Origin of the sequence: Roseibium sp. (genome assembly GCF_965233565.1) — a bacterium.
GTDB lineage: Bacteria > Pseudomonadota > Alphaproteobacteria > Rhizobiales > Stappiaceae > Roseibium.
Genome location: NZ_OZ247494.1, coordinates 6,036,447 through 6,058,238, shown reverse-complemented (window position 1 = coordinate 6,058,238; position 21,792 = coordinate 6,036,447). Strand labels below are relative to the sequence as shown.

Sequence of the window (21,792 nt, the reverse complement as noted above, 5' to 3'; positions counted from 1 at the left end):
CGACCGGACGAGAAAAGCCTCGACTGTTCAGGTGAGATCGTTGCGGTGCTTGCGCAAGAACCGTCTCAATGCCGGTTCATCAGCCTTTTCCATCGCTTGCGAGAGCGGCAGCCAATGACATTCCCGCTCACCGACCTCCGGAAAGGTCTTCAACTGCTTTTCAAAACGGATCTTGAAAACCAGAACCTTCGTCCGGATCCTGATCCCGTCCGCAAGCCCCTTGAAGGACCGGAAACTTCCAATCGGGCGCGGATCTGCCGCGCCAACGACGCCGGCCTCCTCATAGGCTTCCACAAGGGCCGTCTCGCTTGCCGGCCGGTCGGTTTCGGGCCAGCCCTTGGGCAGGATCAAGCGCCCGGTGTCACGCGTGGAAACAAGCAGGATCTCGGGCTCCCCGTCACCAGGGCGAAAGCACAGTGCCGCGATCTGCAAACGGGGCGGTTTGACAAACAAACCACTTAAACCGTGCAGCCACGAGCCTTCCTGCGCTGTTATTGCCTTAGCGACACCCATTCCCGGATCACCTTGTTTCGGATGGCCGGTATATAGACATTCGGAGGGGTTCCGTAAAGTCAAAAGTGCACAATGTGCATGTCGCTTCAAGCCTAACAATCGCGGAAGTTTTATTAGCCAGCCAAAACACTCACGTGATCGGCAGTCCAGGCGCCCGGCCAAACCTCGGCTTTTCCTGACCTGAGGTCTCTCAGTTGCTGAAGCGGAACCTCAGCAACGAGAAACGGCTCTTCGCCTACCTTGCCGTCCGTCGGCGCAATTTCTGCACCGATCCCGGTAAACCCGAACGCCTCCTCGCAGGGCAAATAGAGCGCCGCCCCGGACACGTTTGATTCGTTTTGCGTTGTCCCCTTCGACGCACCGACCACGCCGCAGGCGGCGACCGCGCACATCAACTCGACAGCCCGTGCCTTGGCGCAGCCAAAGACACGGTGATAGCCGGACAGCATTTCCGTCATGGACGGGACCAGCAGAAGGTCGATTTCCTGACGGGCCAGCAGGCTGCTCAGCGCCGGCATTTCAACATCCAGACAGATCAGGATTGCCATTTTGAGGCCATCGAGTTCGAACACCTTCAGCTCTGTACCCGGTGTCAGGCTCCAGGTGTCAGAACTTTGCTCGAAAGGCGTCAGGCACAATTTGTCCTGGCGAATCTCCCGGCCATCCGCCGTCAAAAGTATCGCTGTGTTGGTGATGCCATTCGGTGCCTTCACCGGAACTGTACCGACAAGCAGTGAAACACCATGTTTTTGAGGCAAAGGCGATAGATGGGGCATCAGTTCCTGCGCCGCATCGGCCAGAAAGTCCATTTCCTGATCCGGACGCAAGCCAGCCGGTTTGAACGCCAGGCAGCATTCATTCACGTATTCCGGCAGCAGAAGGAGCTTTGCGCCTGCAGCGGCCGCGCGTTGCAGCCCCTCCTCGATCTGGGCTGCGAAGTCAGCAACAGACCCGGGCGCGCGGCCAAGATTGAAAGACCAAAGTGCAATGGGATAATTCGTCATGAAGCCTGCCTGCCTCCACTGAAGGGACGACAGACATAAAAGCAGACCTCAAGCCAGATCAAGCTGCAATTGCAGCTCTGCTTCAATCCAGAAACAAGCCGATGAACGCCGCAAGGACGATCAGGAACCCGGTGCCGACCACCGAGGACTTTGGTTCTCTGGGCAGGGACTTGAGCTTGGCGGAGCGGCGAACCTCACGGATCCCTTTCAGGGCCCTGTCCGTGCGCCGGTCGATTTCCGCAAAATAGGGCGAGAGCTCATTCTGAGCGCGCATGCCTTCACCTCACGATTCCTTCGTGTCAGGAAACGCTAGGCCGAGAGCCTTAGAATTTAGTTAACACCCTTGAGGTGACCCAGGCTCAAAGTCTGGTTTTTTGCGGATCGGCGACATCCAGAATGCGTAGCTGAACCTTGGGCGTGCCCTGCCAGGTGTCGATCGACAAGGTTCCCGCGACATGAAGGTTCCGCCCCCTGCCCTCAAGCAACATCCTGCCATGCGGCTTGTCGTCGGCCTTGAAACAGATCCCTTTCAGGCTTGTCCCATCCCCGGCCGCCAGCGTTGCCCGGACGTGCCCCTTGCCGACAACATCCGCAAAAGACACGCGATGAGCCGGAAAGGCGAAAACCGGTTCAGAATGCCCGGCCCCATAAGGCCCTGCCTTTTCAAGCAGCTCCAAAAGATCCAGCGTTGCTCCGGTTGCCGTCAAGGCCGCGTCTATTTTCAGGTCCCGTGTGGCGGTTGCGGTTGCGACATCTTCCTTGAGTACCTGATTGAAAAAGGCTTCCAGCTCTTCGGTACGTTCGCGCCGCACCGTCAAGCCGGCGGCCATTGCATGACCGCCCCCCTTCTCAAGGAGCCCATCTTCCACCGCCTTGCGCACGGCCCGGCCCAGGTCGACACCCGGAATTGACCGGCCGGACCCGGTGCCCTTACCGGTTTCGTCGAAGGCAATCGCAAAGGACGGCCGCCGATGGGCCTCTTTCAGTCTGGACGCGATCAAACCAACAATGCCGGGATGCCAGTCATCCGATCCTGTCAGCAAAACGGCAGGGTCTCGCGTTTCGATGGCCAGGGCGGCCTCTGCCCCAGCCTGTTCCAGCATATGCGCTTCCATTGCCTGGCGCTCGCTATTGAGCTGATCAAGGCGTTCGGCAATCGTGCGTGCTTCATGAGGGTCTTCCGTGGTCAGAAGACGCGCGCCCAGTGCCGCATCACCGATCCTGCCGCCGGCATTGATCCGGGGGCCGACAAGGAAACCCAGATGATAAGGTGCAGGCTTGCCACTGACGCGCGCGGCGTCGGCCAGGGCCGTCAGGCCGTAATTGCGCCTTTGATGCATAACTTCCAGACCGCGCGTTACATAGGCCCGGTTCAATCCCTGCAAGGGAACGACGTCACATACGGTGCCAAGCGCCACGAGGTCGAGAAGCGCCATCAGATCCGGCTGGCCACCGTTTTGAAACGCGCCGCGCTGACGCAATTCCCGGTTCAAGCCGACAAGAAACAGAAAGGTCACGCCGACAGCTGCAAGGTGCCCCTGTCCTGACAGGTCGTCCTGCCGGTTTGGATTCACCAGTGCCCGGACATCAGGGAGCGTTTCACCCACCTGGTGGTGATCGATGACAACCACGTCAAGGTTCAGTTTCTGCGCGGTTTCAAAGGCCTCGAACGACGTGCTGCCGCAATCGAGCGTCACCAGCAGCTCGGCTCCGCCTTCGCGCAATGCCTCGATTGCCGGACCGTTGGGGCCATACCCTTCGATGATCCGGTCCGGAATGTGGATGACCGGGTTCAGACCGAGCCATTGCAGATACTTCGCGAAAATCGCCGATGACGTCGCTCCATCAACATCATAATCGCCGAAAATCGCGATCTGCTTGCCTGCCTGAACCGCATCTGCCACTCGCGCAACCGCAGCATCCATATCCACCAGGCCGGAGGGATCAGGCATCAACGTCTTGAGGGACGGTTCGAGGAAAGACAGTGCCTCGTCCGGCTGGACGCCTCGGGCTGCCATGACACGTGCAAGCACATCCGGCAGCCCATGGGTCTGGGAAATCGCCATCGCAGCCCGCGCATCAGAAGAGCTCAGGCGTTCCCGCCAGGAATTGTCATTTGCCGAGCGGGCGACTCCCAGAACGAGCCGCCGGACGTCTTCCTCGGAATGGTCCTGCATTCAGCCTCGACTCAGTCCAGATGGAACTTTTCAAGATCCGTGTGCTGGGCCTTGATGTAACGGACCGTGCCGGTGGACGAGCGCATCACCACAGTGTGGGTGGTGATGTGATTGCGCCCAAAGCGAACCCCTTGAAGGAAGTTGCCATCCGTCACGCCGGTGGCGGCAAACAGAACGTCAGGACCGGCCATCTCTTCCAGGGTGTATTTCTTCTTGATGTCGTCGATGCCCATGCGGTGCGCGCGTTCGACCTGCTCGTCGCGCGTGATCACCAGACGGGACTGCATCTGACCACCGATGCAGCGCAGTGCCGCCGCAGCCAGAACGCCTTCCGGAGCACCGCCAATGCCGGCATAGATGTCGATGCCGGTCTCTTCCGGATCGGTCGTGTGGATCACGCCAGCCACATCACCATCGCCAATCAAGCGGATCGCGGCCCCCGTCGCCCGGATTTCCTCGATGAGACGTGCGTGACGCGGCCGGTCAAGGACGCAGGCCGTGACCTCGTTGACGGCAACGCCCTTTTCCTTGGCAACAGCCGCAATGTTGTCACCGATCGGAGCATCGAGATCAATCAGGCCGGCCGGGTAACCCGGACCGATTGCGATCTTGTCCATGTAGCTGTCCGGCGCGTTGAGCAGATCGCCCTCAGGCGCGAGTGCAATGACGGCCAGAGAGTTGGGCAGGTTCTTGGCGCAGATCGTGGTGCCTTCCAACGGGTCGAGCGCGATGTCCACCTTGGGTCCCTGCTTGGTTCCGACATTCTCGCCGATATAGAGCATTGGCGCTTCGTCGCGTTCGCCTTCACCAATCACCACGGTGCCGTCGATCGGCAGCCTGTTCAACTCGCGCCGCATCGCGTCCACCGCAGCCTGGTCGGCCGCCATCTCGTCGCCGTGCCCCCGAAGACGCGCAGCAGATACCGCCGCGCGCTCGCTGACGCGTGCCAGCTCCAAGGTCAGGATTCGGTCCAGTCCGCTCGGTGGCTGATTTTCAGTATTGGACATCAACATCTCCAGTCTCTCCCCCGCAAGACGCCTGGGCGGGCACATTCTTCAATTCAGTTTTTCAATCCGGATCATTTGCGGCTTTTCGGCGACAACCCCCTTGGACATGATCACGTCCAGGGCCTGCTTGATCGCCACTTCGGTGGTTTCATAAGTGATCAAGATGACAGGCTGAGGTGTCTCCGCATCCCGTTTCGCCGGCGGAATTTCTTCCGGATGACGTTTCTGTACGATCGACTCCAGCGAAATACCGGCCGCTCCCATGCTCTGGGCGATTTCGGCGAACGCCCCCGGCCTGTCATACACGGACAAGCGGATGTAATAACCACCCTCATGCAGCCGCATGCGCGCCCTGACATAGTCCTTCAGGTCCGAGGCCGGCATGCCGAGCACCGGCGTCGCGTCGCCGCGCGCGATATCGGCAATGTCGGCGACCACGGAAGATGCGGTGGCATTACCACCCGCTCCCGGTCCGACGAGGACGATCTCGCCGACAAAGTCTCCATCAACGGCCACCGCGTTCAGGACACCGTCAATGCGGGCAATCGCGGAGGTTTTCGGCACCATGGTCGGATGCACACGTTGCTCGATCCCGGTGTCCGTTCGCTGTGCCACCCCCAGGAGCTTGATGCGGAACCCCAGTTCGTCGGCAGCCTGAATGTCGGCTGTCGTGATTGAGGTGATGCCTTCCAGATAGATGTCCTCGTCGGCAATCTTCGTGCCGAAGGCGAGGCTCGTCAGGATAGCCAGCTTGTGAGCTGTGTCATTTCCCTCGATGTCGAATGTCGGGTCGGCTTCGGCATAACCCAGCCGCTGCGCATCGGCGAGGCAATCTTCAAAACTGATGCCATCGGCTTCCATCCGGGTCAGGATGTAATTGCAGGTGCCGTTCAGGATGCCGTAGACGCGGCTGATATCGTTGCCGGCCATGGATTCCCGCAAGGTCTTGACGATCGGAATGCCACCGGCGACCGCCGCTTCGTAGTTCAGGCAGGCGTCATTTTCCTCAGCTATTCCGGCCAGGTCGACGCCGTGTTTGGCGAGCAATGCCTTGTTGGCAGTGACCACATGTACTCCGCGTTTGAGAGCGGCACGCACGCTGTCCTCCGCAGGACCGCTGTCCCCGCCAATCAACTCGACAAAGATGTCGATATCGGCGTTGGCCGCCATCTCGACCGGATCGGTGTACCAGTCGAGACCAGACACGTCGAAGCCCCGGTCCCGAGACTTGTCCCGCGCGCTCACAGCGGTAACGATCACGGCCCGACCAGACTTGCGGGCAAGTTGCCCTCCGTTTTTCGACAGGAGCTGCACGACGGCCGCCCCCACGGTGCCAAGACCAGCAACGCCAACTTTCAATGCTTCAGACATGCGGAAAAGAGTCCAGGTTAAGTTCCGAGCGGGATGACGTTGTGCAGCTTTTGCTCTGCGGTTTCAAGGAAGCGGCGGATATTTCTCGCCGCCTGTCGCAGCCGCTGCTCGTTTTCCACCAGTCCTATGCGCACATATTCATCGCCATGCTCGCCGAACCCGATACCTGGTGCGACGGCAACCTCTGCCCGTTCCAGCAACAGCTTGGAGTATTCAAGGCTGCCAAGGGAGCGGAATTTTTCCGGAATGGGCGCCCAGCAGAACATGCTGGCCTGTGGCGCGGGAATGTCCCAACCTGCACGGCCAAAGCTTTCAACCACGACATCGCGGCGTTTCTTGTAGGTGTCGCGGGTTTCCCTGATGCAGTCTTCCGGTCCGTTGAGAGCGGCCGTTGCCGCCACCTGGATCGGTGTGAAGGCGCCGTAATCGAGGTAGGATTTGACGCGCGCCAGAGCGCCGATCAGCCGCTCGTTGCCAACGGCAAATCCCATGCGCCAGCCAGGCATGGAAAAGGTCTTCGACAAGGATGTGAACTCGACAGTGATATCCATGGCTCCCGGAACCTGCAGAACCGAAGGCGGCGGCGAGGTTTCGTCGAAGTAGATCTCTGAATAGGCAAGATCGGACAGAATGAAGATATTGTGCTTGCGCGCGAAGGCGACAACTTCCTTGTAGAAGTCAAGATCCGCGCAATAAGCCGTCGGGTTGGCCGGGTAACACAGGATGATGGCGATCGGTTTCGGCACCGAATGGATGACAGCACGCTCCAGCGCATCAAAGAAGTCCGGTCCCGGTTCGGCCGGAATGTTGCGGATCGACGCGCCGGCCATCAAGAAGCCGAATGTGTGGATCGGGTAGCTCGGATTCGGGCTGAGGATCACGTCGCCGGGCGCAGAGATCGCCTGCGCCATGTTTGCAAAACCTTCCTTGGAACCGAGCGTCGCGATCACCTGTGTGTCGGGATCCAGTTTCACTCCGAACCGGCGCCCGTAATAGGCTGCCTGGGCCTTGCGCAGGCCCTGGATACCCTTGGAAGCCGAATAGCGGTGCGTGCGCGGGTCCTGCACCACCTCGGTCAGCTTGTCGACAATATGCTGCGGGGTCGGCAGATCCGGGTTGCCCATGCCAAGATCAATTATGTCCGCCCCGGCCGCTCGCGCCTTTGCTTTCAAGCGATTGACCTGTTCGAACACATACGGCGGCAGCCGCTTGATCTTGTGGAATTCCTCCATGGCGCGATCCCTTGCAAATTGACGGTCCGTTTGCACCGGCACCCCTCATGCGGTGCAGTGCAGCGGGGCTCTTGTAGCAGCAAGGAAAAAAATGTTCACCCGTCTTTACGGTCCTAGCCGCCTAAATTTTCTCCCGTTTTGAGAATGTTGTTCCAGAACCCGTCACTGAGCGTGTGACGGCAGGCCGTCCGTGCCCATTGTCCAACAATCTATTGGCTTGATCTGATGCGTTTGCAGTGACCGGAACTGAGGGAAAACGGAACACTTTCCCGGTCTCAGGACCAATCGCGCCGGCTCAAACAGCGACAGAACGGGAGCGTTCTTGCAAGTCTCTGCGAAACCGAAGGGAATGTATTGCGTCAGACGAAAAACGGTTCCCGAAAAAACATAGGGGCCGCCGTGCTCAGGCGGCGTTCTTTCTAGAGGTGGAGAAGGCCGCTGGTCCCTTGGTCTTCCTGACAGAACCATTCGGTTTCATGTCAAACAGGACAATCTGCGACTTGCCCTGCCTCCTGGAAAGCTCAACGCCTTTTTCGGCGGCTCCCAACGCCCTGGACAAATGCGTGGACATCGGCGAATTGACCGCGCCGACACTGATAGAAACCGTCAGCTTGCCGGCGGATGCCTGATGACATCCCAGCGCGAAGTGCCTGCAGAGCCGCTGCGCCGTGAGATGCACGAGGTCGTTGTTGGCCTCTTCAAGCAAAACGACGAATTTCGTATCGCTGAGTTGTCCACTAATCGAGGTTTCGGGCAGCATATCCTTCATGACACGGGCAAACAGCTGCAGCAGTGCCAGTCCCATGGGCGCTCCGTACTTCTCGCTGACGTCCTCAATCTCATCCATCGAAAATAGCATGATGCCATAGACACCCGGCCGCTCCCGGTTTTCGCTTAGCCAGTCTTCGGCCGCATTCAGGAAGGCCCGCCGGTTCGGCAGACCTGTCAGGTCGTTTTGTGCGGCTTCCTCGCGGAACCGTTGCATGGACCTTTCGATCACCATCGCGACAGGCAGAACAATCGTCATGATGATGGAGAACAACAGGGTCACCAGGAAGATGACCGTGAAGCCTTGCGGAAAGGCCTCCAGGAAGGACGGGACCAACAGGATGTTCTGGTTCAGCGTGAACCAGACAAACCCGGCAACTTCGATCAAGGTCGTAAATCCCAACAGCCTGGCAGAGCGAAGCTTTTCCTTGTTTTCCCAGAAGGCCATCGCAACCACCCAGAGCCCGCTGACGATCAGGCAGCCCTGAACATAGTTTATGCGCATGACAAAGCTGTCGAGAAACGGCGGAAAGAGACACAGCACGATCCAGCCGACGGCGATAATGGAAAACAGCCAGACGTGACCGCGCAACCCCAGAAACACAGCAAAACCGCTGCGTCTCAGGCCCGTTCCCAGGAGAATGAGGAAGTTGGCCGCGATGATGCTGAAGGCATCGGGAATGGTGCCACGCATGGCGATCAGCAAGGTTCCACAGGCAGCCAGGAACATCCCAAGCGACCACATTGCCAGACTGCGGGCACTATCTGGATTTCGGATCGGCCAAAAGAGGTAAAACATCAAAAAGATGACGCTGCCGGCAAATTCGGCGATGACGAGGCAGGCAAAAAGTGTCGGCGTGTCGAGCTGCATACAGAGAAAGGCCTTGGAAATATCGGCCCTAAACTAGCTCTTCAGTCGTAAAAGAATGCTTAGGAATTGCCATTTCCCGCAAAAGGAAACCGCCCCCTTTCGGTGTGCCGGCCGGTAATACGCCGCCCCTCTTTGAACAAGTCGGATTACTCTCCGGCAAGAGACTCCAGATATGCTTCTGTTGCTTCCCTGTCGCGTGGATTGATGAGACCAGCGGATTCGCGCGTGCCAATAGGAGGACCATACCCTTTCGGCGGCGGTACATTGCTGGACTGAACGCCCTGATCATTCTTCAGTGCATCAACGAGCGGTGTCCCCGGTCCGACGGCACACCCGGTCAGAAATATCAGAAACATTCCCCCGGCGAGGCCTGTCATCCCCTTGAAATACCTGGTCAAGCGTTCCTCCCCGAACTCACAACCTATTTCCATCCCATTGTCATAAAGTTGCTCTAGCCAGTGAACCTAAAGCGGCTTCAAATCCAATCGACGGAACCAGAACCTTGTGTCATAAATAGCTGTTAGTTCAAAATATCAGCGAAAATATAACAAGATAACGGATTTAAACAGATAAGGGCTCTCAGGCCATTCCAGGGCCGGAGAAGCAGAACAACCGGAGGGAACCCCTGTCTATGGCCGATGACCGCCAACATCCCATGTTGCAGTATATCATCAACAACCCGGAGGCTTTCGCGCAGAATCTGGCCAAGACGCTCGAACAGGCCGGCAAGGCCATGGCCGCCTATATCGAGCCGCGCGAACAGGGCAAGATCAAACATGATTCGACCGACGAGCTGACTGGCGTCGTGAAAACACTGGCCCAGGTGGGAGAATACTGGGCGTCCGATCCGCAGCGCGCCATCGAGGCCCAGTCACGGCTCTGGTCCGGTTATATCGATCTCTGGAATTCCTCTTTGAAGCGCATGATGGGCGAGCCCTCGACACCGGCGGTCGAGACACCGCCGCGTGACAAGCGTTTTGCCGACCCGGACTGGGAAAACAACCAGTTCTTCGACTTCATCAAGCAGCTCTACCTGATCACCAGCAAATGGGCCGAAGACATGGTCCACGAGGCCAACGGCCTCGACGAACACACAAAACACAAGGCGGAATTCTACGTCACGCAGATTGCCAATGCAGTGTCGCCATCCAATTTCGTGCTGACCAATCCTGAGCTTCTGCGCCTGACGATGGAAAGCAACGGCGAGAACCTCGTCAAGGGCATGCAGCATCTGGTGGAAGACCTGAAGACCGGCAAGGGTGACCTGAAAATCCGGCAGACAGACCCCTCGAAATTCAAGCTCGGCGAAAACCTGGGCAACACCCCGGGCAAGGTGATCGCCGAGAACGACGTCTGCCAGGTGATCCAGTATTCGCCGACAACAGACGAAGTGCTGAAGCGCCCTCTGCTGATCGTGCCACCCTGGATCAACAAGTTCTATATTCTTGATCTCAACCCGGAAAAATCCTTCATCAAATGGGCCGTCGATCAAGGCCATACCGTGTTCGTGATCTCCTGGGTCAACCCGGATGAGCGCCAGGCCCTGAAGAGCTTCGAACACTATATGAAGGAAGGTATCCTCGAGACGCTTGACGTCATCAAGAAGGCCACACGACAGTCGGAAGTCAACGCAATCGGCTATTGCGTCGGCGGCACGCTGCTGGCGGTTACGCTCGCCTATATGGCAAAGATCGGTGACGAACGCATCAAGACGGCGACTTTCTTCACCACCCAGGTCGATTTCACCTTCGCCGGCGACCTGAAGGTGTTTGTCGACGAGGAACAGATTTCCGTTCTGGAAAAACGGATGGCGGAACAGGGCTATCTGGACGGTTCGAAAATGTCGTCCGCCTTTAATATGCTGCGCTCCAACGACCTGATCTGGTCCTACGTGGTCAACAACTACCTTAAGGGCCAGGAGCCCTTCCCGTTCGACCTGCTCTACTGGAACTCCGACAGCACCCGGATGCCGGCGGCCAATCATTCCTTTTATCTGCGCAACTGCTACCTCGACAACAAGCTCTCCAAAGGGGAAATGGAGATCGCGGGCGAGCAGCTCGATCTTTCCAGGGTGACGATCCCGATCTTCAACCTGGCCACAAGAGAAGACCACATCGCACCGCCGAAGTCCGTCTTCCTCGGCTCAGGCTGTTTCGGCGGACCGGTCGATTATGTTCTGGCCGGATCCGGCCACATCGCCGGCGTCGTCAATCCGCCAGCAAAAAACAAGTACCAGTACTGGACCGGCGGCGAACCGAAGGGGCTTCTGGAAAACTGGCTGAAAAATGCCGAGGAGCATCCGGGGTCCTGGTGGCCTTACTGGGACGAGTGGATCCGCTCTCACGACGGCAATCTTGCCAAGGCCCGCAAACCCGGCGCCAACCGGGTGAAAATCCTGGAAGATGCGCCGGGATCCTATGTGATGACGAAGGTTTAGGGGCTGTTGACCGGACGCGTTTCTGCCTGATTTTTTCCCTAAGCGGACCTCATACTTTGATTGTCCGCATAGGGTTTCAATTAGATGCTCAAACACGTTCTTGCTGTGTTGGCAGCCCTGGCGGCGCTGACCACATCGGCCTCTGCCTGTGGGGCTCCCAGGCACCACGACCTGCGAGACGCCTTGCGCTCGGAAGCTGTATTTGTCGGCAAGCTATTGGACGACCGTGTTGACGTCACTCGGTATTCCACAGGTGCCGAAACTCAAACGCATAAGCTCGTTTTTGAAATAACTGACATCTTGTCGGGAAGATTAACTGGCCCTGACAGGTTCCTCATTGAATATTCCACGGACAAGCGCATCAAGCCCTTAAAACGGGGAACGTCTTACGTTGCTGTCTTGAGCGAAACAGGCATTACCAAAAGCACCGGAGCCCGAAGCGCGCGAAATTACGTCAAGAGGTCTTTTTGTACGACGTATGCCCCTTTGATCTTCGAAGAAAAAAGTGAAGCTGGGCGTGCCCTGAAGATGATGTTCCAGGATGACGGCATACCGCTCGAAGCAAAAGCGGAGATACTGTCCCGTTTTGTGGGCCTCTACGGCCAAGGTAGACTATTCTGATTTCTTGGCGTCGGCCTTGCTGCCGTCATCCGAAATGCGCGTCCAGCGGCGTCAGCGTCATGCCCAGGAGCTTGCCGAACTTGTTGGCACTCATCGGGCGGCCGAAGTGGAAACCTTGCACCACTTCGCAGCGGCAACTTGCAAGAAACGCCTGCTGTTTGGCGGTCTCCACGCCCTCGGCCACGACGCACAGACCAAGCTCGCGGCCGAGCGAGATGATCGCGCGGGCGATGCAGCGGTCGTTTTCGTCATAGTCGAGATCTCGGATGAAGCTGCGGTCGATCTTCAGCCGGGTCAGCGGGAAGCTTTTCAGCGCCACGAGGCTTGAATAACCAATGCCGAAATCATCGATCGCGAGTTTCAGGCCGATCCCCCGAAAATCGTCCATCAGCTCAACGGCCTGCTCCGCGTTCTGGATCAAAAGACTTTCCGTCAGCTCCAGTTCAAGGTAGCCGGCCGGCAAGCCGCTTTCATCCAGGGCTGCGCAGACATCAGCAACCAGTCCGGCATCACGAAACTGGCGGGCGGAGACATTGACCCCGATAGTGATCGGCGTCAGACCGGCATCCTGCCATTCCTTGTTCTGGCGACAGGCTTCCTTCATGACCCAGCGGCCGAGCGGCACGATCAGACCACTTTCCTCCGCCAGCGTGATGAATTCGCCCGGCATCAGGCGTCCGAGCGCCGGGTGTTGCCAGCGCACAAGCGCCTCAGCACCGATGATGCGACCGCTCACGAGATTGTATTGCGGCTGATACTCCAGGAAGAAATCGCCATTTTCGATCCCCGAGCGCATTTCCTCCAGCAGCGTCAGCTTGTTGACGGAACGTTCCGGGCGGGTCTGTTCATAGACCTGATATCCGTCCCGACCTGAAGACTTGGCCTCGAACATGGCCTTGTCGGCATTTCTGAGCAGCTGGGCAGCGTTCTCCGCATCTTGCGGAAAACTTGCTGCACCGATGCTGCAGGTGATGTGGAAAGACAGGTCACCGATCTGGATCGTTTTGGTGATCTCGTCCCGAAGCCGGGCCATGAAATCCTTGAGTTCCGGCTTTCGGGCCGTGTTGCCCTCAACAATCAGGACAAATTCGTCGCCGCCAAAGCGTATGGCCTGGTGGGTGCCGTCATGAACGGACATGATGCGCTCGGCCGCGATCATCAGCACCTGATCGCCAATCGCATGCCCGAAACTGTCATTGACGAACTTGAAATTATCCAGATCGACAAAGACCACCGCCACCGGCACAGCGGTGTTCCGGCTTTCGGCAACCTTTTCCTCCAGTTTCGTCTTGAACTCCTGCCGGTTGGGCAGACCCGTCAGCACGTCGTGATTTGCGAGATAGCGGATTTTCCGCTCGTCCTTGTCGCGTTCCACGGCAACGGCGGCCAGACGGGCGGCTTCGAGGGCAAGTTTCAGTTCATGGTCTGTCGGACTGCGGACGGAATTCGTGTAGAGACCAAATGTGCCCAGGACTTCCCTGTCCTTGCCGAAAAACGGCACGGACCAGCAGGATCTGATGCCGAAGGGCTCAACGACCTCCCGGTAGTCCTCCCACAGCGGATCCTTCAGGATATCCTCGACCAGCACACTCTCGCGCCGGAAGATTGCGGTTCCGCAGGAGCCGTTCTTGGGTCCTATGTCGATGCCGTCCGTCAGCGCCACATATTCTTCAGGCAGGTTCGGCGCGACGCCTGCCAACAGCTTGGTGCCCGTGTCATCAACCAGCATGATCGACCCGGTGATGCCGTCCAGCTGGTTCTCGATCGTCAGCACAAGGGTTTCAAGAACCGTGGCCACGGGCTTGCCGGCCGCAAGCTGCTGCAGAACCCTGTTCTGCCCCTGCTGCAGCAATCCGGCTCTCTTTCGCTCTGTAATATCGCGGGAAATTCCAACGATACCAACGACCTCGCCCGACGCGTTGGTCACCGGAAACTTGGAAGAGGAAAACCACTTCCTTTGGCCGCCATCGAGTATCGACCGCTCTTCGAAATCTATCCTCGGGATGTTGGAGGACATGATTTCCTGCTCGGTTGCGAGGAACTTGTGAGCGGCGTCCGGGGGATAGAGTTCAAGGTCGGTCTTGCCGATCAGCTCCAGGGCACTGTCGAGCCCAAGATCAAGTGCAACCTGGCGGTTCGCCATGACGAAGCGCGACTTACGATCCTTGACGTAAATATAGTCGGAAACAATGTTGAGAAGCTTTTGCAGCCAGTCACCGTCCAGGCTCAGCTGTTCGGAGCGGTCTATCGTCTCCAGGCGGCTGAGACGGTCGAGTTCGGCTGCCAGGAACGCGAATTCATTGTTGCCAGCAGCGCTCTCCAGGTCCCGACTTCCTTTTGCAACCATTCTGAAGCTCAATTTTCCTAACCTTGTCAGGCTGGCGGCCATCTTCACTGATTTCAAGCTAAAAAACAATGAACTCAAATGCTAAGCCACAATTATACTCGTTAAGATTGGAGTCCCCTTAACTAAACAAAACCACCCCCAGCAATTCTGAAAGCCGTCGGGCGATAATCCTGACAGTTTCGACGGTAATACTTTAATTACCTCACCATTTTACATTGCCATAAATTACAATAATTACCTGTCGATGCGTCAATTATGTTATTTGCCAAGCGACCTCGACACCGGCTATGATCGTCTCCTGCCCGATAAACCGGCCTTTATTCATGCAAACTCCGCAACCGAATCACACACCCATTGCTCGCTCCGGGCCCTTTGCCACTCCCGGCATGCAATTGCCAATTCACCTGAAAACCGGAACAAGCGGACGGCCGGTCTCAGCTTTTGCAGTCTTGTGCAAACTGCTCGCCCCTGCCGTTCTGACGGCTTCGCTTTGGAGTAAGCTCTGGCTCGGAGGTGTTGCCGCCGCGCTCTTGTGCCTGTTCGCCCTGGTTCTGCTCGTATTCGGCCCGCGATTGCTTGAGGGCGCCGGCAATCGGTTCAACTGGGCGCGCCATGTGGGATTTGGCGAAAAAATCTGGCTGAACCGGCTGTTCGTTCCGGTGCCCAAGGATCTGAACTACCGGCTCACGGTGCTTTACATCGTCTTCTGGACGGGCGTACTCGTCGCGCTCTGGGGCGGTGTGGCAACTTTGCCGGTACTCTCAATTTCCGGACTTGTTGTCGCCTACACAGCCCAGGCTGTCTGTTTCAGAAAGCTGATCCACCTCTACGGCCTGATGAAAGACAAGCACCCGCTCTACCGGTTCTGGACGGCAACAGCCGGCAATGACAACAAGGCCGCGTCAAAACGGGCCGGCCCTGCCCGCAATACCGCGTAGGAAACTGATCTGCCTGACGTCAGCTGTTGCACGTCAATCAGGGGAGCTGAACTCCAGACTGACGATCGCAACCAGTGAAAAGGACATCAAAGCAAGTTCCCGGTTCGCACCGACGGGCTGATCATCCAGTTTCAGCACCCAGTCTCTCCCCTCAACAAACCGTTTCAGTCCGGCAAGAACTCCTCCGCCCATGGACCGGTGCTGCTTGGTGAGGCTGCCTATCGGGTTGCCACTCTTCTTCAGGACCAGGCCCTCGGTTTCACCTTCCAGCATGGTCGTGATGACTTGTTTGGTAAGGCCTTGCGGATTGACAAGTTCGAACTCAGGTTCCTCGCCGCGGCTGGACAGCGCCCATCCTTGTGAAAGCACGCCGCGGCCGGATATCTCCGCCAGTATCTCGCCAACCTCGTCTGTCAGCTGCCAGCGCCCAGCTCCGCTCACCTGAAGCGCCGTCAATGTCAGGATGTCCGTTGCGGCCCTTCTGACCTCGGTAACGCCCCGCAAGTGCGGCTCTTCGAGATTGAACGTGGCAACGGGAGCCAAATTTTCAGCCGATTGACCCTGGAAGACCCGATACTGGCGTTTGAAGTTCTCCGGCAAGGGCATGCCGCCAGGCGTCTTGACGAATCTCAGCTCACGGCCTTCAGCCATTCCGCACTCCCGATGCGATCAGACTACCTGTTTCCGCTTTTCCGCCAGCAGGCCGATATAAGTCAGCGCAACGCTTGCCCCTGCAATCGACGTGATGTCGGCGTGGTCATAGGCAGGCGCCACTTCAACAACGTCGCCGCCGACAAAATTCAGCGCCCCAAGCCCGCGCAGAACCGACAGCGCTTCACGCGATGACAGGCCACCGGAGACAGGTGTTCCGGTTCCAGGCGCAAATGCCGGGTCGAGACAGTCGATGTCGAATGTCATGTAGGCCGGGCCACCGCCCACGCGAGCCTTGATCCGTTCGATCACACCGTTGATGCCAAGGTCGTCCATCTCATGTCCGAATATGATCTCCACACCGCAGGTTTCCGGCGCATGAGTCCTGATGCCGATCTGGATGGAGCGCCCGGGATCAATCAGGCCCTCGCGCACCGCTCTCCCGGTAAAGGTGCCGTGGTCGATCCGGTCGCCCTCGTCCGGCCAGGTGTCCTGGTGCGCATCGAACTGCACAAGGCCCAGCGGCCCGTGTTTGGCGACATGGGCCCTGAGCAGCGGATAGGTGACAAAATGGTCGCCGCCAATGGAAAAGAGATGCGTGTCAGCCGCCAGGATTTCTGCGGCCTGAGCCTCAATATGGCCTGGAATGTCGGCGTTTCGGCCGTAATCAAAGACGCAGTCGCCAAAATCCACGCAGGCAAGGCTTTCAAACGGGTCCATGTGAAAGGGGTATTGCGGATCGCCGTCGAAAATCGCCGACGCCCGGCGCACACCCTGCGGTCCAAATCGAGCACCCGGCCGATTCGACACGGAAGCATCAAAAGGAATGCCCAGGATGGCCAGATCAACGCCGGCAAGGTCACGGCTGTAGCGGCGACGCATGAAAGAAAGCGCGCCGGCGTAGGTCGGCTCATGCGACCCGCCCTTGATGTCCTTTCCAAGGAAGGCATTGTCGGTCGGGCGCGGCAATTCTGATGACATGATCCAAAGACCCAGGCTTGATTGGCGGGCAGACATTTGACGACGCCTACCATGTTCACAAAAAGCGCTTCTGGCAATCGTCGATTGGGTTATGGCACCATTGCATTGGTGAAACGCTCACCCAATGGACGTCCACATGCATGACCACGCTTCTCACGATCAGCACTCAGCCCATGATCACGGATCCGGACACGACCATGCACCGGAAGTGACGGACAAGAACGCCCGCGCGGTTGCCTGGGCAGGACTGCTGATTGCCAGTTTCATGTTTGCCGAACTGATCGGTGGCTGGCTGGCCGGCTCCCTGGCCCTGATGGCGGACGCCGTCCACATGGTCACCGATGCTGCCTCGCTGGGACTGGCCTGGTGGGCGTTTCAGCAATCCAGGAAACCGGCGGATGCCCGTCTCACATACGGGCGTGACCGGCTTCCGGTCCTGATTGCATTTGCCAATGCCATTTTCCTGCTGGTGGTCACGGCCTGGATCTGTGTGGAAGCCGTCGGACGGTTCGTCGAACCTCAGGAAGTCCTGGCCGGGCCCATGCTGATCATCGCCATCCTGGGTCTGTGGTGAATATCGGTGCATTCCTGATTTTACAGCGTGGCGGCGACGGTTCCCTCAACATTCGCTCTGCCATTCTGCACGTGATCGGCGACCTCTTAGGGTCGATTGGAGCGATTGCCGCTGCCATCGTCATCTATCTGACCAGCTGGTACCCGATCGACCCGATCCTGTCGGTTTTTGTGGCATTGCTGATCGTTCGTTCCGCAATCACCGTGTTGAGGCAATCGGCGCATATTCTACTGGAAGGCGCGCCTGCCGATATCGACCGCGAGGCGATGAAGGCGGACCTCCTAGAGGAAGTTCCCGGCCTCTCGGACGTTTATCACATCCATCTCTGGTCCCTCGCTGAAGGCAAGGTCAACGCGACGATGCATGCAGTCGTGGCTCAGGACACGCATCCAAACACTGTTCTGGAGACCATGCGGCGACGGCTCAAGGAGCAGCACGGCATTGCGCACGCGACCATCGAAATAATCGCGCCTCACTAATCGCGACGAACGCACCTTTCCACTCAATACACCCGCCAATTCAACCATGGGATGAATTTGATCTGCAATCCCTCTTTGATTGAGAACTGCCTGAATTTACGTTAGGTTAGGTAAGATCAACAACGGAGGGCAACTCATGCCTGAAGTTCAGGAAAACATGCCTCAAAACGCAGCGCCACCTGCTGCCTCCAAAGAGACGCGATCTGCCACCTCCTCCGGGGGCGGTGTGTCGATGCCGACCATCTACATCTGTGCCGCCATCGGCGGCATGATCGCGGCGATCGCCGATCTGGTGCAGAAGGAACAGGCATCCGCCGTTCTGAAAATGACCACCATATCGGCGCGCCATCTCAATCTCGCCGTCCCCCCACTCTATGTGTTCATCATTGTCGTGTTTCTGGGCGTGCTGCTTTGCTTTGTGTTTCAGCCGAACAACCGCAAGGCCGGATTTGCGGTCGGGGCCGGCGTAATCGCCTCCATCATGACCGTCACCCCCTACCAGCCGCTTCAGACCGGTCAGCCGGCGGAACCGGGTGAAGGCACATATCTGCACCCGGGACGGGATGGCGTGCAGCTGGCAAGTTCGGAGATGGGCCGGCTTTACCTTGCAGCTGGCATGATCGACATGGCGTCGATCCCGGTAACCAACGACCTGGCCATTCCGGTCGAGGTCAGCGTGTCCTTTCACGACCGGATCAGTCGCCGCACCTTTCAGCAGGTTCAGGCGATTGCCCCCGGTGCAACCCGTTCGTTTGAATTCGCCGCCCAGTCGCAAGACGGCAGCATCAATGCGGAGCTTTTCCTGACCGTTGCCGGTGAACAGTCCAGCGTGGTCAGCGCCACCGGTGCAGCGCCCTATTTCAGCGACGCGTTGCTGTTGACCCAGGCGGTGCCGACCTTCGCGCAGGCCCAGATCGACAAGAACGCCCTGGACAGTTATTCGCAGACAACGGGTCTGGCACCACGCCCGGCCAGCGACGAGGAAGTGCGGGCAATCTACAACAAGCCGACCGGGTTCTTCAATCAGCTGCAGAAGAAACTGCTGACACCGCGAAAATTCTGAAGCCTGTCCGGAACGGACAAAACTGAAACACGTGCGCGGGTCGTTGCCGATAACTGTGGCAAGGACAGTTGCGGCGTTGTTCGGGTGTTGCCGCTGGACTATGACTGAATGTCTGAAACCGGGGTCCAGGCCCCGGAATACTCAAGACATATTCAGGGACTTACCCCGTGCCAAACCGCTCCCCGCTCCTTCTGCGCGGCAGATTGCTGAGCTTTGACGCCGCGCCGGCCGGCGCTGAAGATACCGATGCCTATGTCTACGAAGAAGACGGCGCGCTTCTGGTCATCGATGGCAAAATTGCTGCCAGAGGCCGTTATGAAACCGTGCGAAACAGGCTCCCCGACGGGGACATTGAGGAAGTCGACCATCGACCGCACCTGTTGCTGCCCGGTTTCATCGACACGCATCTTCACTTTCCGCAGGTCCAGGTGATTGCGTCCTGGGCCGATCAGCTCCTGGACTGGCTCAACGACTATACCTTCCCCGCCGAACAGCGTTTTGCCGACAAGCATCATGGCGACCGTATCGCCGGCGCGTTCTATGACCTGCTGCTGTCCCACGGCACCACAACGGCTGTTGCCTATTGCTCAAGCCATCCGGCCTCCGTCGAAGCCTATTTTGAAGAGGCCGACCGGCGCGGCATGCTGATGCTTGGCGGCAAGACCATGATGGATCGCAATGCCCCACCTGAGCTCTGCGACACGGCCCAGAACTCTTATGATGACAGCAAGGCGCTTTTGCAAAAGTGGCATGGCCGCGGCCGGGCGCATTACGTTGTCACACCGCGCTTTGCCATTACTTCCACGCCCGCGCAGCTGGAGGCCGCCGGCGCTTTGCTGAAGGAACACCCGGCCTGTCATCTGCAGACCCATATCAACGAAAACTATAATGAGATCGCGCTGACCAAGGAGCTATATCCGGACGCAGCGCACTATCTCGATGTCTATGAAAGCTTTGGACTGCTCGGGCCCAAGACGCTGCTTGGCCATTGCATCCACATGACCGGCCATGAAATGCAGCGCATGCGGGAAACGGGCTCCGTCGCCGTGTTCTGCCCGACCTCGAACCTGTTCCTCGGCAGCGGCCTCTTCGACAAGGCCGGTCTTGAAAGCGCCGGCATCCGCACGTCGATCGCCACCGATATCGGAGGCGGCACCAGCTATTCTTTGCTGCGCACGCTGGACGAGGGCTACAAGGTCCTGCAGCTGCAGCGCCAGCGCCTGCATCCGCTGACCTGTTTCTACTGGATCACGCGCGGCAATGCCGAGGCCCTCTCCCTAACCGACAGGGTCGGTACGTTGGACGAGGGCTCGGACGCGGACGTCGTTGTCCTGAACGCCAGAGCCACACGCCCCATGGCCCTGCGCATGGAAACCGTCGAAAGCCTGGCAGAAGAGCTCTTTGTGCTGCAAACTCTCGGAGACGATCGTGCGATTGCGGAAACCTATGTCGCCGGCGTAGCCTCCAAGCCAGTATGATCAGGCGCTACTCGACCAGTCTTGTCAGTCGCTTGCCCATTACATTCGCACTGACAGCGAAGAATGCCGCGAGGAAAAAGGCGGAGGCAGTTCCGGCATACACAAATGCAAAGCCGAGTTTTTGCAATATCGGCGTCAAGAGCAGCGGTGAGACCACCTGACCGAGAAACATGGCGGTCGTGACCATTCCGGAGACCCTGCCCCGCCTGCTTTCCGGCGCCAGATGAAGCGCAAGCATGAAGAGGGCCGGCTGCACCAGGGCATAGCCCGCACCGACCTGGGCAGCGCCGGCCAGAATCAGGTCCCAGGAGGCGCCGAGGGACAGCGTGGCAAAACCGGTTGCCATCATGGCGAAGCCGAGACCGAAGGTCATCGAAAGGCCCAGCCTGGCGCTGATACGCTTGAACGCCATGGCCACACAGCCGGCGGTCAAGGTGAGCGCGCCCAGCCCAAAGGCCGTTCCCAAGGCCCCGTCCAGGCCGTTTTCTTCCAGATAGAAGGGCAACTGGCTCGGCATCAGGAAGAACAGCATCACGGTGAGCATGGTCAACATCGCAACCCCGAGTGATGGCAGCCACCAGCTCTTTTCAGACGCTGCCGGCAACGATGCAGCTGCAATATTGGGGGCGGTGCGCGACCGTCTTTCCTGCCGCAGAACCACAAGCAGCAACGGCAAAAGCAAAGCCGGCAGAGCGTAGATCAGGAACGGCAGTCGCGGCGAAAGACCGGCAAGCCCGCCAGCCAGGCTGATGAACAGGAAACCGCTGAAGTTGATGGCTGCTGTCTGCAGCCCCAAAAAGGCGCTGCGGCGCTCGCCGTCAAACAGGTCTCCGACCAGAGCGACCTGGGCTGTCATTGTGAGCGCAACGGCGACGCCCAGCAGCAGCCGGCTGGCCAGAATGGAGCTCAGATCGGGCAGATAGGCGCCGGCGCTGCCGCTGACGGCAAACAGCACCACACCTGCGATCAACAGGGGCGCACGGCCAAACCTGTCGGCGGCAAAGCCGGCAAATGGTGCAATCAGCACCACGGAAAGGGACGGCGCGGCTACCAGGAACCGCGTCAGGTAGGCAGCTTGCGGATTATCGGCAAAGCTTGCTTCCAGTCCGGGAAGCGCAGGGCTGATGGTGGCATTGGCCATGATCTTGAGCGTTGCAATCAGGAGCAGCGCGATGGCCGCGGCTTCCAGCCAGATCGGGCGGCCTGACACATGCGTTTGGGAAGACACCTTGATTTTCCTTGCATTTGGGAAAAGGAGGCATCAGCCTACTAATTCAAGT

The 21,792-nt window shown here is 58.5% G+C and carries 17 protein-coding genes and 1 pseudogene; 6 read left to right on the top strand and 12 right to left on the bottom strand.

The window, feature by feature from the left end; genetic code table 11:
- Positions 1–27 precede the first annotated feature (27 nt).
- The 8 genes from ACO6TG_RS27595 to ACO6TG_RS27560 form a co-directional block, all read right to left on the bottom strand.
- Positions 28–513 carry an NUDIX hydrolase gene (locus ACO6TG_RS27595; RefSeq protein WP_422376143.1) on the bottom strand — a complete coding sequence of 162 codons (486 nt, stop codon included), beginning with the start codon at positions 511–513 and terminating at the stop codon, positions 28–30.
- A gap of 113 nt (positions 514–626) precedes the next feature.
- A complete protein-coding gene (locus ACO6TG_RS27590; RefSeq protein WP_422376142.1) occupies positions 627–1,517 on the bottom strand; it encodes a nitrilase-related carbon-nitrogen hydrolase in 891 nt (296 codons plus the stop codon).
- A gap of 82 nt (positions 1,518–1,599) precedes the next feature.
- Positions 1,600–1,791 carry a hypothetical protein gene (locus ACO6TG_RS27585; protein WP_094070495.1) on the bottom strand — a complete coding sequence of 64 codons (192 nt, stop codon included), beginning with the start codon at positions 1,789–1,791 and terminating at the stop codon, positions 1,600–1,602.
- Positions 1,792–1,876: 85 nt separating this feature from the next.
- The gene (gene recJ / locus ACO6TG_RS27580; RefSeq protein ID WP_422376141.1) at positions 1,877–3,694 is read right to left on the bottom strand and encodes a single-stranded-DNA-specific exonuclease RecJ; all 1,818 of its coding nucleotides are present in this window, start codon (positions 3,692–3,694) and stop codon (positions 1,877–1,879) included.
- 11 nt (positions 3,695–3,705) lie between these two features.
- Complete coding sequence (gene glpX, locus ACO6TG_RS27575) at positions 3,706–4,707, bottom strand: class II fructose-bisphosphatase (protein ID WP_422376140.1); 1,002 nt, start codon at positions 4,705–4,707, stop codon at positions 3,706–3,708.
- A gap of 42 nt (positions 4,708–4,749) precedes the next feature.
- Entirely contained in the window at positions 4,750–6,072 is a 1,323-nt protein-coding gene (locus ACO6TG_RS27570) for a homoserine dehydrogenase (protein WP_422376139.1), read from the bottom strand.
- Positions 6,073–6,089: 17 nt separating this feature from the next.
- A complete protein-coding gene (locus ACO6TG_RS27565) occupies positions 6,090–7,304 on the bottom strand; it encodes an LL-diaminopimelate aminotransferase (protein WP_422376138.1) in 1,215 nt (404 codons plus the stop codon).
- Between the two features lie 403 nt (positions 7,305–7,707).
- Positions 7,708–8,943, bottom strand: coding sequence for a GGDEF domain-containing protein (locus ACO6TG_RS27560; protein ID WP_422376137.1), 1,236 nt, complete (start codon positions 8,941–8,943; stop codon positions 7,708–7,710).
- Positions 8,944–9,574: 631 nt separating this feature from the next.
- Between ACO6TG_RS27560 and ACO6TG_RS27555 the strand changes: the two genes are divergently transcribed.
- Both ACO6TG_RS27555 and ACO6TG_RS27550 read left to right on the top strand, forming a co-directional pair.
- A complete protein-coding gene (locus ACO6TG_RS27555) occupies positions 9,575–11,380 on the top strand; it encodes a PHA/PHB synthase family protein (protein ID WP_422376136.1) in 1,806 nt (601 codons plus the stop codon).
- A gap of 84 nt (positions 11,381–11,464) precedes the next feature.
- The gene (locus ACO6TG_RS27550; protein ID WP_422376135.1) at positions 11,465–12,001 is read left to right on the top strand and encodes a hypothetical protein; all 537 of its coding nucleotides are present in this window, start codon (positions 11,465–11,467) and stop codon (positions 11,999–12,001) included.
- A 25-nt stretch (positions 12,002–12,026) separates the two neighbouring features.
- Here ACO6TG_RS27550 and ACO6TG_RS27545 read toward each other — a convergent pair whose 3' ends face one another.
- Positions 12,027–14,348 (bottom strand): sensor domain-containing protein, encoded by a 2,322-nt coding sequence (locus tag ACO6TG_RS27545; RefSeq protein WP_422376134.1) that lies wholly within the window; start codon positions 14,346–14,348, stop codon positions 12,027–12,029.
- A 386-nt stretch (positions 14,349–14,734) separates the two neighbouring features.
- Between ACO6TG_RS27545 and ACO6TG_RS27540 the strand changes: the two genes are divergently transcribed.
- The gene (locus ACO6TG_RS27540; protein ID WP_422376133.1) at positions 14,735–15,286 is read left to right on the top strand and encodes a DUF6653 family protein; all 552 of its coding nucleotides are present in this window, start codon (positions 14,735–14,737) and stop codon (positions 15,284–15,286) included.
- A 33-nt stretch (positions 15,287–15,319) separates the two neighbouring features.
- On the opposite strand, the gene ACO6TG_RS27535 is transcribed toward ACO6TG_RS27540, so the two are convergent.
- Positions 15,320–15,937, bottom strand: coding sequence for a hypothetical protein (locus tag ACO6TG_RS27535; RefSeq protein ID WP_422376132.1), 618 nt, complete (start codon positions 15,935–15,937; stop codon positions 15,320–15,322).
- A gap of 18 nt (positions 15,938–15,955) precedes the next feature.
- Complete coding sequence (gene speB / locus ACO6TG_RS27530) at positions 15,956–16,918, bottom strand: agmatinase (protein ID WP_422376131.1); 963 nt, start codon at positions 16,916–16,918, stop codon at positions 15,956–15,958.
- Positions 16,919–17,042: 124 nt separating this feature from the next.
- On the opposite strand from speB, the pseudogene ACO6TG_RS27525 reads away from it, so the two are divergent.
- From ACO6TG_RS27525 to guaD, 3 genes and pseudogenes are all read left to right on the top strand, one after another.
- Positions 17,043–17,971 (top strand): annotated as a pseudogene (locus ACO6TG_RS27525) (cation diffusion facilitator family transporter).
- 136 nt (positions 17,972–18,107) lie between these two features.
- Positions 18,108–19,034, top strand: coding sequence for a hypothetical protein (locus ACO6TG_RS27520; RefSeq protein WP_422376130.1), 927 nt, complete (start codon positions 18,108–18,110; stop codon positions 19,032–19,034).
- Between the two features lie 167 nt (positions 19,035–19,201).
- Positions 19,202–20,512, top strand: coding sequence for a guanine deaminase (gene guaD / locus ACO6TG_RS27515; protein WP_422376129.1), 1,311 nt, complete (start codon positions 19,202–19,204; stop codon positions 20,510–20,512).
- 7 nt (positions 20,513–20,519) lie between these two features.
- Here the strand turns inward: guaD and ACO6TG_RS27510 are convergent, their stop codons facing one another.
- Positions 20,520–21,740 (bottom strand): MFS transporter, encoded by a 1,221-nt coding sequence (locus ACO6TG_RS27510; protein ID WP_422376128.1) that lies wholly within the window; start codon positions 21,738–21,740, stop codon positions 20,520–20,522.
- Positions 21,741–21,792 lie beyond the last annotated feature (52 nt).